Origin of the sequence: Curtobacterium sp. ME-Dv--P-122a (assembly GCF_030209645.1) — a bacterium.
In the GTDB taxonomy this organism is placed as follows: Bacteria; Actinomycetota; Actinomycetes; order Actinomycetales; family Microbacteriaceae; genus Curtobacterium; species Curtobacterium flaccumfaciens.
Window position 1 is genome coordinate 81733 of the sequence record NZ_JARVRO010000007.1, and the last position, 16437, is coordinate 98169.

Annotated in this window: 12 protein-coding genes and 1 tRNA gene; 9 read left to right on the plus strand and 4 right to left on the minus strand. The window is 72.1% G+C overall.

All coding sequences use genetic code 11. The features are described 5' to 3' along the window. Positions 1-44: 44 nt before the first annotated feature. The 5 genes from QRN49_RS09120 (at position 45) to QRN49_RS09140 (ending at position 6717) form a co-directional block, all read left to right on the plus strand. Complete coding sequence (locus tag QRN49_RS09120; RefSeq protein WP_209082612.1) at positions 45-1919, plus strand: ABC transporter ATP-binding protein; 1875 nt, start codon at positions 45-47, stop codon at positions 1917-1919. A gap of 173 nt (positions 1920-2092) precedes the next feature. Further along, complete coding sequence (locus QRN49_RS09125; protein WP_284755229.1) at positions 2093-3457, plus strand: cystathionine beta-synthase; 1365 nt, start codon at positions 2093-2095, stop codon at positions 3455-3457. Positions 3458-3470: 13 nt separating this feature from the next. Continuing rightward, positions 3471-4616: a cystathionine gamma-synthase gene (locus tag QRN49_RS09130; RefSeq protein ID WP_284755230.1), complete on the plus strand. Its 1146-nt coding sequence runs from the start codon at positions 3471-3473 to the stop codon at positions 4614-4616. 54 nt (positions 4617-4670) lie between these two features. Continuing rightward, positions 4671-6113, plus strand: coding sequence for an MFS transporter (locus QRN49_RS09135; RefSeq protein ID WP_284755232.1), 1443 nt, complete (start codon positions 4671-4673; stop codon positions 6111-6113). A 1-nt stretch (position 6114) separates the two neighbouring features. Continuing rightward, positions 6115-6717 (plus strand): substrate-binding domain-containing protein, encoded by a 603-nt coding sequence (locus QRN49_RS09140; RefSeq protein WP_111022264.1) that lies wholly within the window; start codon positions 6115-6117, stop codon positions 6715-6717. Between the two features lie 11 nt (positions 6718-6728). On the opposite strand, the gene QRN49_RS09145 is transcribed toward QRN49_RS09140, so the two are convergent. Continuing rightward, positions 6729-7310 (minus strand): TetR/AcrR family transcriptional regulator, encoded by a 582-nt coding sequence (locus QRN49_RS09145; protein WP_146246838.1) that lies wholly within the window; start codon positions 7308-7310, stop codon positions 6729-6731. 227 nt (positions 7311-7537) lie between these two features. Here QRN49_RS09145 and QRN49_RS09150 point away from each other — a divergent pair, with 227 nt between their 5' ends. Together QRN49_RS09150 and QRN49_RS09155 are read left to right on the plus strand one after the other, a co-directional pair. Beyond that, entirely contained in the window at positions 7538-8794 is a 1257-nt protein-coding gene (locus QRN49_RS09150) for a multidrug effflux MFS transporter (RefSeq protein WP_111031976.1), read from the plus strand. Positions 8795-8835: 41 nt separating this feature from the next. Then, complete coding sequence (locus QRN49_RS09155) at positions 8836-10848, plus strand: helicase HerA-like domain-containing protein (protein ID WP_284755238.1); 2013 nt, start codon at positions 8836-8838, stop codon at positions 10846-10848. A gap of 40 nt (positions 10849-10888) precedes the next feature. Here the strand turns inward: QRN49_RS09155 and QRN49_RS09160 are convergent, their stop codons facing one another. Continuing rightward, complete coding sequence (locus QRN49_RS09160) at positions 10889-11530, minus strand: YdbT family protein (RefSeq protein WP_284755240.1); 642 nt, start codon at positions 11528-11530, stop codon at positions 10889-10891. Positions 11531-11838: 308 nt separating this feature from the next. Then, positions 11839-11923 (minus strand) — tRNA-Ser (locus QRN49_RS09165). A 121-nt stretch (positions 11924-12044) separates the two neighbouring features. Between QRN49_RS09165 and pta the strand changes: the two genes are divergently transcribed. Then, positions 12045-14153: a phosphate acetyltransferase gene (pta, locus tag QRN49_RS09170; RefSeq protein WP_071405020.1), complete on the plus strand. Its 2109-nt coding sequence runs from the start codon at positions 12045-12047 to the stop codon at positions 14151-14153. A 49-nt stretch (positions 14154-14202) separates the two neighbouring features. Further along, entirely contained in the window at positions 14203-15399 is a 1197-nt protein-coding gene (locus QRN49_RS09175) for an acetate/propionate family kinase (protein ID WP_027466390.1), read from the plus strand. Between the two features lie 357 nt (positions 15400-15756). Here QRN49_RS09175 and QRN49_RS09180 read toward each other — a convergent pair whose 3' ends face one another. Further along, positions 15757-16431: an SDR family oxidoreductase gene (locus QRN49_RS09180; RefSeq protein WP_111022269.1), complete on the minus strand. Its 675-nt coding sequence runs from the start codon at positions 16429-16431 to the stop codon at positions 15757-15759. Positions 16432-16437 lie beyond the last annotated feature (6 nt).

A 16437-nucleotide genomic window follows, 5' to 3' on the forward strand; every position in this document is an offset into this window, starting at 1 on the left:
GAGCGGTCGATGTCCGAGCGCGGGGCTACGGTGGCTCCATGAGCATGGGACACGGCGGGCGAGGCGGCGGCCCGCGCGGGGGTGGGCGCATCTCGAGCGGCGACTTCCGCGCGCAGAAGGCCGCCAACGCCGAGGCGCCGAGGATCCCGCACCTGGTCCGGCGCATCGCCGCGCTGTTCGAGCCGCACCGTCGGGCGATCATGCTCACGGTGGTCCTCGTGCTGGTCGGCGCGGCCATCTCGGTCGTGCCGCCACTGCTCACCCAACAGGCGTTCGACCGTGGGCTGTTCCCGCCGTCGGGTCGCCCCGACGTCCCGGTGCTGGTCGAGCTCGTGTCCGCGATGGTCCTGCTCTGGATCGCGAGCGCCGGGGTCGGCGTCTGGCAGACGTACCTGACCGCGACGGTCGGCAACAAGGTCATGGGTGCGATGCGGATGCGCCTGTTCGCGCACCTGCAGCGGATGGAGCTCGCGTTCTTCACCCGCACCAAGACCGGCGTCATCCAGTCGCGCCTGCAGAACGACGTCGGTGGCGTGGCGAGCGTGCTGAACAACACGATCTCGTCGGTGCTCGGCAACACCGTGACCGTGATCGCCGCCGTGGTCGCGATGCTCCTGCTGAGCTGGCAGATGACGCTGGTCGCCGTGGTCCTGCTGCCGCTCCTCGTGATCGCGCAGCGCCGCGTCGGCCAGGTCCGGGCCCGCATCGCCGCCCAGACGCAGGAGTCGCTGTCCGACATGACGGCCATCACGCAAGAGGCGCTGAGCGTCTCGGGCATCCTGCTCGCGAAGAGCTTCAACCAGCAGGCCAGCGAGACCCGCCGCTACGGCGACGAGAACCGCAACCAGATCACCCTGCAGGTCCGCCAGCAGATGTCCGGGCAGTGGTTCTTCGCGATCGTGCAGATCTTCCTGTCGATCATCCCGGCGATCATCTACGTCGTCGCCGCGTACCTGATCATCGGCGACGTCCCGATCACGGCCGGCACGATCGTCGCGTTCACGACGGTGCAGTCCCGGCTGCTGTTCCCGACGGTCGGGCTGCTGCGCGTGGTCCTCGACCTGCAGACCTCCGGTGCGCTCTTCGCCCGCATCTTCGAGTACTTCGACCTCAAGCCGGCCATCACGGATTCACCGACCGCCCGGCCCGTGGACGAGTCGAAGGTCGGCCACGTCGCCTTCGAGGACGTCGTCTTCACCTACCCCGACGGCGAAGCGGACAAGCCGACCCTGCGCGGGGTGTCGTTCGAGCTCCGCCCCGGGCAGTTCGCGGCCTTCGTCGGCCCCTCCGGCGCGGGCAAGACGACGGTGTCCTACCTGGTGCCCCGGCTGTACGAGGCGACCGAGGGATCGGTGCGGTTCGCCGGGCAGGACGTCCGCGACCTGGTGCACGAGGACCTGATGCGGCACGTCGGCATCGTCAGCCAGGAGACCTACCTGTTCCACGCCACCATCGGCGAGAACCTGCGGTACGCCAAGCCCGACGCCACCGACGACGAGCTCGAGCGTGCGGCCCGTGCTGCGAACATCCACGACACGATCGCGTCGTTCCCGGACGGCTACGACACCGTCGTGGGGGAGCGCGGCTACCGCCTGTCCGGTGGCGAGAAGCAGCGCATCGCCATCGCCCGGGTCATGCTGAAGGACCCGCCGGTGCTCGTCCTCGACGAGGCCACCAGCGCACTCGACTCCATCTCGGAACACGTCGTGCAGACGGCGCTCGACACGGCGGCGGCCGGCCGGACCACCATCTCGATCGCGCACCGGCTGTCGACGATCCGCGACGCCGACGTCATCTTCGTCCTCGACCACGGGCAGATCGTGGAGCAGGGCACGCACGACGAACTCCTCGCCCTCGACGGCACGTACGCCCAGCTGCACCGGCAGCAGAACACGTCGGCGGACGTCGTCCGCCCCTGACGGTCGTGGTCGCGACCGGGCGCCGGACAGGAGGCCCGTGGCGGCGTCCGCACGGGCCTCCCGTCCGGCGCGCAGCGCGACCAGGGCACGTCGCCCGCCGCGGGATCACGGTGCGTTGTCCGCGCACGACACATCCCAGCGGGACGCGGGGACCGCGTCCTAGACTCGACGCCGTGCGTTACGCGAACTCCGTCGTCGACCTCGTCGGCGACACCCCGCTCGTCAAGCTCAACCGGGTGACCGAGGGGGTGCGGGCGACCATCCTGGTGAAGGTCGAGTACCTGAACCCCGGTGGGTCGTCCAAGGACCGCATCGCCACCCGGATCATCGACGCGGCCGAGGCCTCCGGTGACCTGCGCCCCGGCGGCACCATCGTCGAACCGACCTCCGGCAACACCGGCGTCGGTCTGGCCCTGGTCGCACAGCAGCGGGGCTACCGGTGCGTCTTCGTGCTGCCCGACAAGGTCGGCGAGGACAAGCGCAACGTGCTGACGGCGTACGGCGCCGAGATCGTCGTCACCCCGACCGCGGTCGCGCCGGAGCACCCCGAATCCTACTACTCGGTGTCGGACCGGCTCGTGCAGGAGATCCCCGGCGCCTACAAGCCGAACCAGTACGCGAACCCGAACGGTCCCCGCAGCCACTACGAGACCACCGGTCCGGAGATCTGGCGCGACACCGAGGGACAGATCACCCACTTCGTCGCGGGCGTCGGCACCGGCGGCACGATCTCGGGCACCGGACGGTACCTGAAGGAGGCATCCGACGGCGGCGTCCGCATCGTCGGGGCCGACCCCGAGGGCTCCGTGTACTCCGGCGGCACCGGTCGCCCGTACCTGGTCGAGGGCGTCGGCGAGGACTTCTGGCCGAGCGCGTACGACGCCGGCGTGCCGGACGAGATCATCGCCGTGTCGGACGCCGACTCCTTCGCGATGACCCGGCGCCTGGCGCGCGAAGAGGGACTGCTCGTCGGCGGCTCGAGCGGCATGGCCGTCGTCGCGGCGCTCCGCGCGGCCCGTGACCTGACCGAGGACGACGTCGTCGTCGTGCTGCTGCCGGACGGCGGCCGCGGCTACCTCGGCAAGATCTTCAACGACCGGTGGATGCGCTCCTACGGCTTCGCCGAGACCGACGACGAGCGCACCGTCGGCTCGCTCATCGCCGGCAAGGACGGCCGCCTGCCCGACCTCGTGCACGCGCACCCGGCGGACACCGTGCGCGACGTCGTCGACATCATGACCAAGTACGGCGTCTCGCAGATGCCCGTGCTCAGCGCGGAGCCGCCCGTCGTCATCGGCGAGGTCGTCGGCGCCGTCGAGGAGAAGGCGCTGCTCGAGCAGGTCTTCACCGGCACCGCGAAGATGTCGGACGCGCTCACCGGCTTCGTCGGCGACCCGCTGCCGCTCATCGGCGTCGGCGAGTCGGTCTCCGCGGCGCGTCGTGCGCTCGAGCCGGCCGACGCGCTCCTCGTCGTCGCGGACGGCAAGCCCGTCACCGTGCTGACCCGGCACGACCTCCTCACCTACCTCTCCGAGTAAGGAACCACCGAGCATGACCGAGTTCAGCACCCGGGCCGTCCACGCCGGCCAGGAGCCCGACGAGACCACCGGCGCCGTCATCCCGCCGATCCACCTGACGTCGACGTACGTGCAGGACGGCGTCGGCGGCATGCGCAACGGCTACGAGTACTCGCGCGCCGGCAACCCGACGCGTGACTCGCTGCAGGTGCTCCTGGCCGACCTCGACGGCGGCGTCGCGGCGTCGTCGTTCGCGTCCGGGCTCGCCGCCGAGGACGCCCTGCTCCGCGCCGCGCTCGTCCCCGGTGGCCGCGTCGTGTTGGGCAACGACGTGTACGGCGGCACCCACCGCCTGGTCAGCCGGTTGCACGTGCCGTGGGGCGTCGAGCTCGTCGTCGTGGACATGAGCGACCTCGACCAGGTCCGCGCAGCCCTGCAGGGCGCACCGGCCACCACCGTGCTGTGGGTCGAGACGCCGACGAACCCGCTCATGAAGATCGCCGACATCGCCGCGCTCGCGACCCTCGGGCACGAGTCGGGCGCCCTGGTGGTCGTCGACAACACGTTCGCGTCGCCGTACCTGCAGCAGCCGCTGTCGCTCGGCGCCGACGTCGTCGTGTACTCGACCACGAAGTACCTCGGCGGACACTCCGACGTCGTCGGCGGAGCCGTCGTGCTGGCGGACGAGGAGCTCGCGGCGAAGGTGCAGTTCCTGCAGTTCGGCGCGGGCGCGATCTCGTCGCCGTTCGACGCCTACCTGACCACCCGTGGCATCAAGACGCTCGCGGTGCGCATGGAGCGGCACTCGCGGAACGCGCAGGCCGTCGCCGAGGCGCTCGTCGTCGCGCCCGGCGTCGAGCGCGTCTACTACCCGGGCCTGCCCGACCACCCGGGGCACGACGTCGCCGCACGCCAGATGCGCGGCTTCGGTGGGATGCTCTCGGTCGCGCTGTCCGGCGGCGCCGAGGCGGCGAAGCGGTTCGCGGAGTCGACGGAGCTGTTCGCCCTGGCCGAGTCGCTCGGCGGTGTGGAGTCGCTCATCGGGTACCCGAGCGAGATGACCCACGCGTCGGTGAAGGGCACCGAGCTGGCCGTGCCGGAGAACGTGGTCCGCCTGTCGGTGGGCATCGAGGACGCCGGCGACCTGGTGGCGGACCTGGAGCAGGCACTGACGCGCTGACGCGTGGCCCGGTGACGCTGCCAGAGCGTCACCCCTCGCCCCTACGATGATCGGGTGAGCACAACGGCGTCGCGGACCAGCCTGCTGAGCGGGCCGTACGCCCTCGCGACCATCGGCATGGTCGCGATCGTCGGCGTCGCGGCGTTCCAGAACCTCGCGATGACGACGATCATGCCGGTGATCAGCCGCGACCTGGACGGCGAGACCCTGTACGCCCTCGCCTTCGCCGCCCCGCTCGCCGCCGGGGTGCCCGGCATGGTGCTCGCCGGCAACTGGGCCGACCGTGCGGGCGGACGGATCGTTGCCTGGGTGTCGGCGGTGTTCTTCGCCGTGGGGACCGCCGTGGTGATGCTCGCGCCGACCATGGAGGTGTTCCTGGCGGGGCGGCTCATCGAGGGGTTCGGCGCCGGGGCGATCGACGTGGTGCTGTACGTGCTGGTCGCCCGGATCTTCCCCGCCGAGCTGCACGGACCGGTGTTCGCCGGGTTCGCCGCGGCCTGGGTCGTCCCCGCGCTGATCGGTCCCGCGCTGGCCGGCATCGTCACCGACACCTGGAACTGGCACTGGGTGTTCGCCGGGGCCCTGGTGATCGCGCTGGCCGCGTTCGTCCTGCTCGTGCCGACCCTCGGCCGGTTGCACGCCCCGGCCGCGTCGCTCCGCCCGCCGTGGCAGCGGGTCCGGATCGGGTGGTCGGTGGCGGCGGCCGTGTCGATCCTGCTGCTCAACGTCGCGCCCGACCTGACCCCGTGGGGCATGGTCGCGGCCGTCGTCATCGGGCTGGTGGGCACTTGGTTCGCCCTGCGGCCGCTGCTGCCCACCGGGACGTTCCGTGCTGCGGCCGGGCTGCCGTCGGTCGTGCTGCTGCGCGGGCTCGTCGCCGCGTCGTTCTTCGGGAGCGAGGCGTACGTGCCGTTCCTGCTGCAGGCCGAACACGGGTTGTCGCCGTCGGCCGCGGGGCTCGCCCTGACGGTGGCGGCACTCAGCTGGGCCGCGTCGAGCTGGGCACACGGCCGTCTGGGGGAGCGGCGGCTCACTGCGCGGCGCACCTTCGGGGTGGGCCTCACGCTGGTGCTCGTCAGCCTGGTGACCGCGCTCGCGGTCGCGACGTTCGACCTGTCGTGGTGGGTGCTGGTCGCCGGCTGGTTCGTCGGCGGTGCGGGCATGGGCGCGATCTACCCGCGCGCCTCGATGCTGACGCTGCGGTTCTCCGGCGAGGGCGACGACGGGTTCGCGAGCTCGGCCCTGACGATCGCTGATGCCGCGGGCAGCGTGATCGGTCTCGCGGTGACCGGCCTGCTCTTCACCGCGACCGGTGGCGCCGACGGCACGGTGTCGTTCCCCCTGGTGTTCGCGGCGATGATCGGGTTCGCCGCGCTGGCGATCGCGGCCGTCCGACGGCTCGGCCCCGTGCCCGCGCCGGTGACGACAGCCCCGGCAGGCCCGGGCGGAACAGTCCCGTCGCGGACTCCGTCGTCGCACGGCCCGACCGCCGGGTAGCGTGGCAGACCGGACCGAAGAGGAGACCACCGTGCTGCGCATCGTCGCCGTGACCGTCGCCCTGGCGGCGGCCCTGACCCTGGCCGGGTGCCAGGGCACGACGTCGGCTGCCCCCACACCCGTGCAGAGCACCGACCTGACGAGCTCCGACGGGGGTTTCGACCAGCAGGCCGTGATCGGTGTCGTCCTGGTGCACGACGACGCGGCCCTCGCCGACCGGCTCCGAACCGACCTGACCGACGCCGGGTTCCGGCCGGACGTCCGGGTCGCTCCGGCGTCGGGGGCAGCGGCGTCCCAGCGGACCGCGGTCGCCCAGCTCGTGCGGAAGGGCGCCAAGGCCCTGCTCGTGCACGCCGCCCGGCCGTCCGCACTGACCGGCGTGATCCAGACCGCCCACGACGCCGGGGTCGTCGTGGTGTCCCTCGGTGATCCGCTGCCCGCGACCGGCACCGGTGGCGACGGGGTGTCCGCCGACTACCGCGTGCCGTCGGAGGGCGACGACGCCGACACCGCGGCGACGGCGGTCGACGTCGTGCAGTCCCTGCAGCGTGGCGAGAAGCCGGAGACCGACCCGACGGACGGCGACACGACGGACGCCGAGTAGGAACGGTCCGCTCAGCTCCACCACGCCGGGAACGACAGCGTGATCGTCTCGACCAGCGCCTTCCGCGACCGACGGGGCCCGGCGAGCCAGGCCTCGATCGCCCCGACGAAGCCCTGCGCCACGAATCCCGCGGCGACGTCGTCGAGCAGGTCGGGCCGGTGGGCGGGGTCGAGCTCGCGGATGTGCAGGGCGCTCGACACCGTGAAGTGCTCGACGAGCAGTCGGTGCAGCGAAGCGTCGTTCGGGTCCGGCAGCGCCTTGCCGTAGATGTCGCGGTGCGTCGTCACGTGCTCGACGACGGCGTTGATGCCGCGCCGGGTGATGGCCACGAGCTCGTCGGCTCCGGCGCCCCGCTCGGCGGCGGCCCGGCGCTCGTCGGCGTCGTCCTGCCGGATGCGGTCGAGCTCCGGCGTCAGGACGTCGGCGAGCAGCGACCCGGGGGAGACGGCATGCGAGTAGAACGTGGCCCGGTTGATGCCGGCGGCACGCGTGACGTCGGCGACGGTGATCTCCGAGACCGGTCGATCCGCGGCGAGTCGCAGGATCGCCTCGCGCAGCGCTGCAGTGGTGTGCAGGATCCGGGCATCCACCATGACGCCCACCCCCTTCTGATCCGCTTCACCCGGAAGGCCCCCGAGCAACCCGACGCTACCGCATGGTCCGCGCCGGGCCGAGGGGCAGCACCAGCCGCTTCACGCGGGCGGCCCGCACCGGCGGCGCCGAGCACGCACCGGCGACCGTAGGATGGTTCCGCGGACGAATCGATTCGATCGACCCGCGATCACCCCCCGCCCCCTCATCGTCGAAGGACTCCTGTCTCGTGACCGCGCCCGCCACCACCGGTTCGCTCCGGGTCGTCCTGCACCCGGGAGACTCGCTCTCCCGCGGGCAGCGACTCGTCTACGTCTTCGTCCTGGGCGCCCTCACGGCGCTCGGGCCGTTCACGATCGACCTGTACCTGCCGGCGTTCCCGGCGATCAAGGACCAGTTCAGCGTCACCGACGGCGCGGTCCAGCTGACGCTCACCGCGACGACGCTCGGCTTCGCCATCGGGCAGCTCCTGGTCGGCCCGTGGAGTGACAAGGTGGGCCGCCGACTGCCGCTGATCATCGCGACGACGGTGCACATCGCCGCGTCGATCGGTGCCGCGACCGCGCCGGACATCGAGCTGCTCGCGGTGTTCCGCGTGCTGCAGGGCATGGGCGCCGCAGCCGGTGGTGTGGTCGCGATGGCGACGGTGCGTGACCTGTTCGGCGGCAAGCCGCTGGTGCGCATGTTGTCCCGCCTGGCGATGGTGAACGGCCTCGCACCGATCCTCGCGCCGCTCATCGGTTCGCAGATGCTGCAGTTCACCAGCTGGCGCGGCATCTTCGTCTTCCTCGCCTGCTACGGCCTGGCGGTGGTCATCGCCTCGATCCTGCTCATCGTCGAGACCCTGCCCCCGGCCCGCCGGCACGAGGCCGGGCACTCCACCATCGGCCAGCGCTACAAGGCGCTGTTCTCCGACCGGATCTTCGTCGGTGTCGCACTCATCGGCGCCATGGTGTTCAGCGGACTGTTCTCGTACCTCAGCGCGTCACCGTTCCTGTTCCAGCAGGTCTACGGGCTCGACGCGCAGCAGTACGGGCTGCTCTTCGCCGTCAACTCCGTCGGGGTCGTCCTCGGCGTGCAGATCTCGTCGCGGCTCGCCCAGCGGGTCGGTCCGCAGTGGATCCTGGCGTGCTCGACCGCGACCCTGCTGCTGGCGTCGATCGCGATCATCGTCCTCGACCAGCTCGGGGCCGGTCTGGTCGGCGTGCTCGTCCCGCTGTGGTTCTTCATCGCCGCGTGCGGGTTCTCGTTCCCGCTCGTGCAGGTCATCGGTCTCGCCGCCCACGGGAAAGAGGCCGGGACCGCCGCCTCGGTGCTCGGCGCCCTGAACTTCGGCGTCGCCGGGCTCATCTCGCCGGTGGTCGGCTGGCTCGGCATCACGACGGCCACCCCGATGGCGATGGTGATGGCGTCGACCGCCGCCGTCGCGATCCTGATGCTCTGGTTCGTGGTCCGCCCGCGGACGGTCCCCGCGCTGACGCACTGACGACCCGGGCCGCCGCGGGCTCCGGTCCCTAGGCTGTGCCCATGAGCGACGCGACGGAGCGGGCACGGGCGGCTGCCGAGGCAGCGAGGCAGGCTGCGGACGAGGCACGTCGGCTCGCCGACGAAGCGGCGCGGCGAGCCGAGGAGCTCGCCGCCGCACTGGCGGCTGAGGAGCAGGCGGTCCTCACCGCGGACGCGGAACCCGCGGTCGTCGGGTCCCCGCCACCCACCGGCCTGGAGGCGCGACTCGCGCCCGACGCGGAGCCCGCCCCTGCAGCCGCACCGGCTCCCACCACCCCTGCCGCGGCGGTCGAGGCGACCGCCCCGGATCCGGGGGCGACGGCGGCGACCGGCACCGTGCCTCCCGTCCGTGCCGAAGCCGGCCCACTCGGACCGGACGCGGTCGCGGCGATCCGCGACGGCTACGCCGTCGACGGCGGCGCGATCGAACTCGGTGCCCTCGTCAACGGCGCAGCGGTGCCCGACGTGCAGGTCCGGATCCCGCTCGCGATGCTGAACCGGCACGGACTGGTGGCCGGGGCGACCGGCACCGGCAAGACCCGCACGCTGCAGGTGCTCGCCGAGCAGATCGCGGCGAACGGGGTGCCGGTGTTCGCCGCCGACATCAAGGGCGACCTGTCGGGTCTGGCCGTCGCGGGGCAGGCGAACGACAAGCTGCTCGACCGCACCGCGGGCATCGGTCAGCAGTGGCAGGGTGTCGCGAGCCAGGCCGAGCTGTTCTCGCTGGGCGGGCAGGGCACCGGCGTGCCGATCCGTGCCACCGTCTCCGGGTTCGGGCCGTTGCTGCTGTCGAAGGTGCTCGGCCTGAACGACACACAGGAGTCCTCGCTCGGTCTGGTGTTCCACTACGCCACGCAGCAGGGTCTCGCGCTGGTGGACCTCGACGACCTGCGGAGCGTGCTGACGTTCCTGGTGAGCGAGCATGGCAAGGGCGAGCTCGCCGAGCTCGGGGGCCTGTCGAAGCAGACCGCCGGGGTGATCCTGCGGGAGCTCGTCACCTTCGCCGACCAGGGTGCCGACCAGTTCTTCGGCGAGCCCGAGATCGACACGCAGGTGTTCCTGCGGACGGCGGCGGACGGGCGCGGGATCGTCAGTCTGCTCGAGGTGCCCGGTGTGCAGGACCGGCCGGAGGTCTTCTCGACGTTCCTGATGTGGTTGCTGGCGGACCTGTTCAACGAGCTGCCGGAGGTCGGCGACCAGGAGAAGCCGAAGCTCCTGTTCTTCCTGGACGAGGCGCACCTGTTGTTCACCGGGGCGTCGAAGGACTTCACCGAGCAGATCGTGCGGACCGTGCGGCTCATCCGGTCGAAGGGCGTCGGGGTCTTCTTCGTGACGCAGACCCCGAAGGACGTGCCGAACGACGTGCTGGCGCAGCTCGGGTCGCGCATCCAGCACCAGCTCCGCGCCCACACCCCGGACGACGCGAAGGCGCTCCGAGCGACGGTGTCGACCTACCCGACGAGCGACTACGACCTGGGCGAGGTGCTCACGTCGCTCGCGACCGGCGAGGCAATCGTCACGGTGATGAACGAGCGGGGCGCGCCGACCCCCGTCGCGTGGACCCGCCTGCGCGCACCCCAGGGGTCGATGGACCCGATGCCGGCTGACGAGATGGCCGCGCGGGTGCAGGCCTCACCGCTCCTGGCGACCTACGGCACCCGCGTCGATCCAGACTCGGCCCGCGAGGTGCTCGCGCGACGGATGGAGGCGGCGGCCGCTGCGGCCGACGCTGCCGCTGCAGCCGACGAGGCCGCTGCTGCCGCGGCGGACGCGTCGGCGGACGCCCAGCAGGAGTACGAGCGGCAGCAGCGGGAGTTCGAGCGGGCCGAGCGAGCGTCGGAGGCGCGGCGTTCCGGTCGATCCGGCGGCTCCGGTCGGTCCGGCGGCTCCGGTCGGTCGGGCGGGACACAGCGGTCCGGCACGCGGCGATCCGCGGGGGACCCGCTGTCGGACCTGCTCGGCTCCGGGTTGGGCGGGACCATCGCGAAGGAAGTGGTGCGCGGGATCTTCTCGACGCTGCGGCGTCGGCGCTGACCGGTGCCGTGCGGTGGCCGCTGACCGGCCAGCCGGTGGGTCAGCGCGCGTCGAGGCCGGCGAACTCGACGGCGAGCAGCCCGCCGACGACCAGCACGACGAGGCCGCCGACGAGCAGGAACGCCGACCGCTGCTCGTACCAGGCGCGGCTCGTCGGGTAGCGCTTCGCGAAGGTGCGGGCGGAGACCGGTCGAGCATCCTCGACGACCTGCACGCCGAGCGCGTCGACGACCCGGTCGAGCCCGTCGTCGCCCCACACGTCGGCACGGAGCCGGAAGAGGTGGGTGCCGGTCCGGTCGAAGGCGACGAGTTCCCGGACGGTCCGGTCCACCGACGAGCCGAAGGTCGTGGCGAGCACCAGGCTGTGGACGCGATCGCGGGGGATCCGCCGGTGCGCCGTGAGGACCCCGCGGATCGTCAGACCGTCGTCGTCGATCCCGATGAACGCGGTGTGCAGTCGCACGAACACGATGCCGACGGCCGCGGCCATCGCGACGACGATGCCGGCGAACACGGCCCACGTGCGGAACGGGAACGAGACCCAGACCAGGGCGACGGCGAGCGGCACGGCCGAGAAGGCGATGCTCAGCGCGGTGGAACGGACGAGGGACCGGCGCGGACGGAGGACCGTGTCGAAGACGGCGGGCCGCACGGGCACTGCGGGCACGGTGGTGTCCCCCATGGCGCGTCTCCTCGTCCCCTCGGGTGTTCCGGGCACGCTGATCAGCACGCCCTCCGAGCGACGCCCCTGCCGCTCGATGCACCGCGGTCGGCTCGTCCCGGAGCCGTTCGCTCGGCCAGCATAGGCGACCGGCGGGTACCGGGGACAGCCCGTTCCACCCCTGGTCGGCGTTTCCCGGCCAACCGAGGGGGAACAGGGCACGCGCTCGTCCGCAGGGTGGGGGACCACTGCGCCTTCATGAGCACGACGACGAAGGACCCACACCGATCGGTGCGGGTCCTTCGTGGGTGGTTCTGTGTTGCTCGCTGCGGAGAATGGGGGATTCGAACCCCCGAGGGCTTGCACCCAACACGCTTTCCAAGCGTGCGCCATAGGCCACTAGGCGAATTCTCCTGACACCGTCTCGCGACGGCGACACCCAATGGTACAGGTTCTGCGCGGTGCTCACGACCGCGTGTCGTCGGCGCCGGTGCTCCCAGATGTCGTGACATGTCCGGCGACTACCCTGGGCGTCGTGTCGACCCGCATCTACATCACGTCAGCAGAAGGGCACACGGGCAAGAGCACCGTCGCCCTCGGTGTCCTCGAGACCCTCGCCCGGTCCGTCGGCCGCGTCGGCGTGTTCCGGCCCGTCGCCCGCTCGGTCGTCGAACCCGACTACGTGCTCGAGCTGCTGCTGCAGCACACGGCCGTCGGCATCTCGTACGACGACGCGGTCGGGGTCACCTACGACGACGTGCACGCCGATCCCGAGGCGGCCCTCGGCACCATCGTCACCCGGTTCGCCCAGGTCGAGCGGCAGTGCGACGCCGTCGTGGTGCTCGGGTCCGACTACACCGACGTGGGCAGCCCCACCGAGCTGTCCTTCAACGCGAAGGTCGCCGCGAACCTCGGCGCTCCGGTGCTCCTCGTGCTGGGTGGCCGCGACGCCGCCGAACGTGCGGCCCGTACTCCCGAGGGCATGGCGCAGGTGGCGGACGTCACGACCAGCGAGCTGCGGGCGGCACACGCGCAGCTGTTCGGCGTCGTAGTGAACCGTGCGGACCCGGACGCCCTCGCCGCCATCGTGACGAGCGTCGAGCAGGCGGTGCACGACGACCACCCGGACGTCCCGGTGTGGGCGATCCCCGAGGACCGCGTGCTCGTCGCCCCGACCGTCCGCGCCCTGCTGCAGGCCACCGGCGCCACCCTGGTCCGCGGCGACGACGCCCTGCTCGACCGCGAGGCCCTCGGCACCGTCGTCGCGGGCATGAGCATGGAGAACGTGCTGCCCCGGCTGATCGAGGGCGGCATCGTCGTCGTCCCGGGTGACCGGAGCGACGTCCTCATCGCCACGCTGCTCGCCAACCAGTCCGAGACGTTCCCGAGCCTGGCCGGCGTCATCCTGAACGGCGGGTTCGAGATCGCCCCGCAGGTGTCCCGGCTGCTCGAGGGCCTGTCGAGCTCGCTGCCGATCGCGCAGAACGACCTCGGCACGTACGACACCGCCCTCCGGATCACCCAGACCCGTGGCCGCCTGGCCGCCGACTCGCCCCGAAAGGCCGACCTCGCGCTCGCCCTGTTCGAGCAGCACGTCGACGCCGAGGCCCTGCGCGACCGCCTGCAGCTCGCTCCGTCCGGGGTCGTCACCCCGCTCATGTTCGAGCACGGCCTGCTCGACCGGGCGCGCAGCTACGGCAAGCGCATCGTCCTGCCCGAGGGCGAGGACGACCGCATCCTCCGTGCCGCCTCCACCCTGCTGCAGCGCCAGGTCTGCGAGCTGACGATCCTCGGCGACCCCGCAGCGATCCGGACGCGGGCGACCGAGCTCGGCCTCGACCTCGAGGCCGCGCAGCTCGTCTCGCCGTTCGACCCCGAGCTGCGTGAGCGCTTCGCCGAGGAGTACACCCGGCTCCGCGCCCACAAGGGGATGTCGATCGAGCTCGCCCGCGACACCGTCACCGACGTCTCGTACTTCGGCACGATGATGGTGCAGCTCGGGCTCGCCGACGGCATGGTCTCCGGCGCGAAGCACACCACGGCGCACACCATCCGGCCGTCGTTCGAGATCATCAAGACCCGTCCGGACACCTCGATCGTGTCGAGCGTGTTCCTGATGGCGCTCGCCGACCGCGTGCTCGTCTACGGCGACTGCGCGGTGATCCCGGACCCGACGAGCGAGCAGCTCGCCGACATCGCGATCTCGTCCGCCGAGACCGCCACCCAGTTCGGCATCGACCCCCGCGTCGCGATGCTCAGCTACTCCACCGGCGACAGCGGCTCCGGCGCCGACGTCGACAAGGTGCGCGCCGGCACCGCGTTCGTGCGGGAACGCCGACCCGACCTGCTCGTCGAGGGCCCGATCCAGTACGACGCCGCGGCCGACCCCACGGTCGCGTCGACCAAGATGCCGGACTCCCCGGTCGCCGGTCGGGCGACGGTGTTCATCTTCCCGGACCTCAACACCGGCAACAACACGTACAAGGCCGTGCAGCGCTCGGCCGGCGCCGTGGCGATCGGCCCGGTCCTGCAGGGCCTGCGCAAGCCGATCAACGACCTGTCGCGGGGCGCCCTGGTGGGCGACATCGTGAACACCGTCGCGATCACCGCGATCCAGGCCGGCACCGCAACCGACGCGGCCTGACCGCCCGACCCGCACCGCGCCTCCAGGCCCGACAGAAAGTGACCACCCCGTGACCGCAGCCCTCGTCGTCAACTCCGGCTCGAGTTCGTTCAAGTACCAGCTCATCGAACTCGAGGACGAGCGCACGCTCGCCTCCGGGCTCGTCGAGCGCATCGGCGAGTCCGCCGGGGCCTGGAAGCACACCAACGCGCTGACGGGGGAGTCGTCGTCCAACGACGCCGCGTCGGTGCCCGACCACGCGGCCGGGTTCCAGGCGATGATCGACGCGTTCGCGAAGGTCGGCCCGTCGTTCGACGAGCACCCGCCCGCCGTCGTCGGCCACCGCGTCGTGCACGGCGGCACCACCTTCGACCGTGCAACGGTCGTCACGGACCAGGTCGAGCAGCAGATCGAGGACCTCAACAGCCTCGCCCCGCTGCACAACCCCGCGAACCTCGAGGGGATCCGGGCCGCGAAGCAGGTCTTCTCGGACGTCCCGCACGTCGCCGTGTTCGACACCGCGTTCCACCAGACGATGCCGCCGCACGCGTACACGTACGCGATCCCCGCCGACCTGGCCGCCGAGTACGGGATCCGCCGCTACGGCATGCACGGCACCAGCCACAAGTACGTCTCCGAGCAGGCCGCGGAGTTCCTCGACCGGCCGCTCGCCGAGCTCAAGACGATCGTGCTGCACCTGGGCAACGGCGCCTCGGTCGCGGCCATCGACGGCGGGAAGTCCATCGAGACCTCGATGGGGCTCACCCCGCTCGAGGGGCTCGTCATGGGCACCCGCTCCGGAGACCTCGACCCCGCGGTGCTCATCCACCTGCACCGCGAGGCCGGGATGACCTTCGACGAGCTCGACACCATGCTCAACAAGCGGTCCGGCCTGCTCGGTCTGACCGGCAACGGCGACATGCGCGACGTGCAGGACGCCGCCACCAAGGGCGACGAGCAGGCGGAGGCGGCGCTCGCCGTGTACCGCCACCGCATCCGTCGCTACGTGGGTGCCTACACGGCGCAGCTCGGCGGGCTCGACGCGGTCGTGTTCACCGCGGGGGTCGGCGAGAACAACGCGCTGCTGCGGCGGCGCGTGCTCGCGGGGCTCGAGCACCTGGGCATCGAGATCGATCCGGACCGGAACGAGCTGGCGTCGCGGGACGCCCGCCGCATCTCCACCGACGGGTCACGGGTCGCGGTGCTCGTGATCCCGACGAACGAGGAGCTCGAGATCGCCCGGCAGTCGGCTGCGGTCGCGCTCTGACGCGTGCCGTCGCGGCGCCCGCGGCGGCACGGTGCGGCGTTCGTGGGCTGGTGCGGGGTTGCCTGCTGGGTGCGCGCTTGCAGCGCGGCACGGGGCGCGGAAGCTCGCACGGGCTGAGTAGGTGCGCACGGTGCGGACGGGAGGCGCGGGGCGGGCTGGTTCCGGGCCTCCCGTCCGTCCGCGGGTCGCGTCCGGTGCATGGTGCGGGGCTGCCTGTTGGGTGCGCGCTTGCAGCGCGGCACAGGGCGCGGAAGTGCGCACGGGGTGAGCAGGTGCGCACGGTGCGCGGCCCGGCACCTTCGGCGAGGAACTCGCACGGGGTGGCGAAGCACGCACGGTGCGCGCTGAGTGGACCGGTCAGGTGAGCGCGTTCAGCGCCGCCGGGATCGGGGTGTCGCCGCTGGTGACCTCGAACTGCACGCCGACCGCGGCGTCGTCGAGCAGGGCGTGCAGGACGACGGTCGCGACGTCCGCGCGGGGGATCGAGCCGCGCGGCACCGTCCGACCGACGTCGACGGTGCCCTGCGGCGGCGTGTCGAGCAGGCCGCCGGGACGCACGATCGTCCAGCGGAGGCGTCGAGCCCGCAGGTTCGCGTCCGCCTCTGCCTTCGCCCGCAGGTAGACCTGGAACACCGCGGCGTCGTCCTGCGCGGGCACGACGGCGAGCTCGGGGTCGTAGGTGTCGGCCGCCATCGCGGAGATCATCACGTAGCGCTCGATGCCGGCACGCTCGGCGGCGTCGGCGAGCAGGATCGCACCGTCACGGTCGACGGTGAGCTTCCGTTCGGCGCCGCTGTTCGGCCCGGCACCGGCGGCGAACACCACGGCATCGACACCGCGCAGGCGGAGCGCGAGGTCGTCGTCGCCGAGCTGCTCCAGGTCGGCGACGATCGCACGCGCCCCCTGTTGCTCGACGTCGGCCACGTGCGCGGGGTTGCGGACGATCGCGACGGCGTCGTGGCCGGCGTCGGTGATCTGGCGGGCGAGGAGCAGGGCGATCTGGCCGTGTCCTCCGGCGATGGCGATCTTCATGTGTTC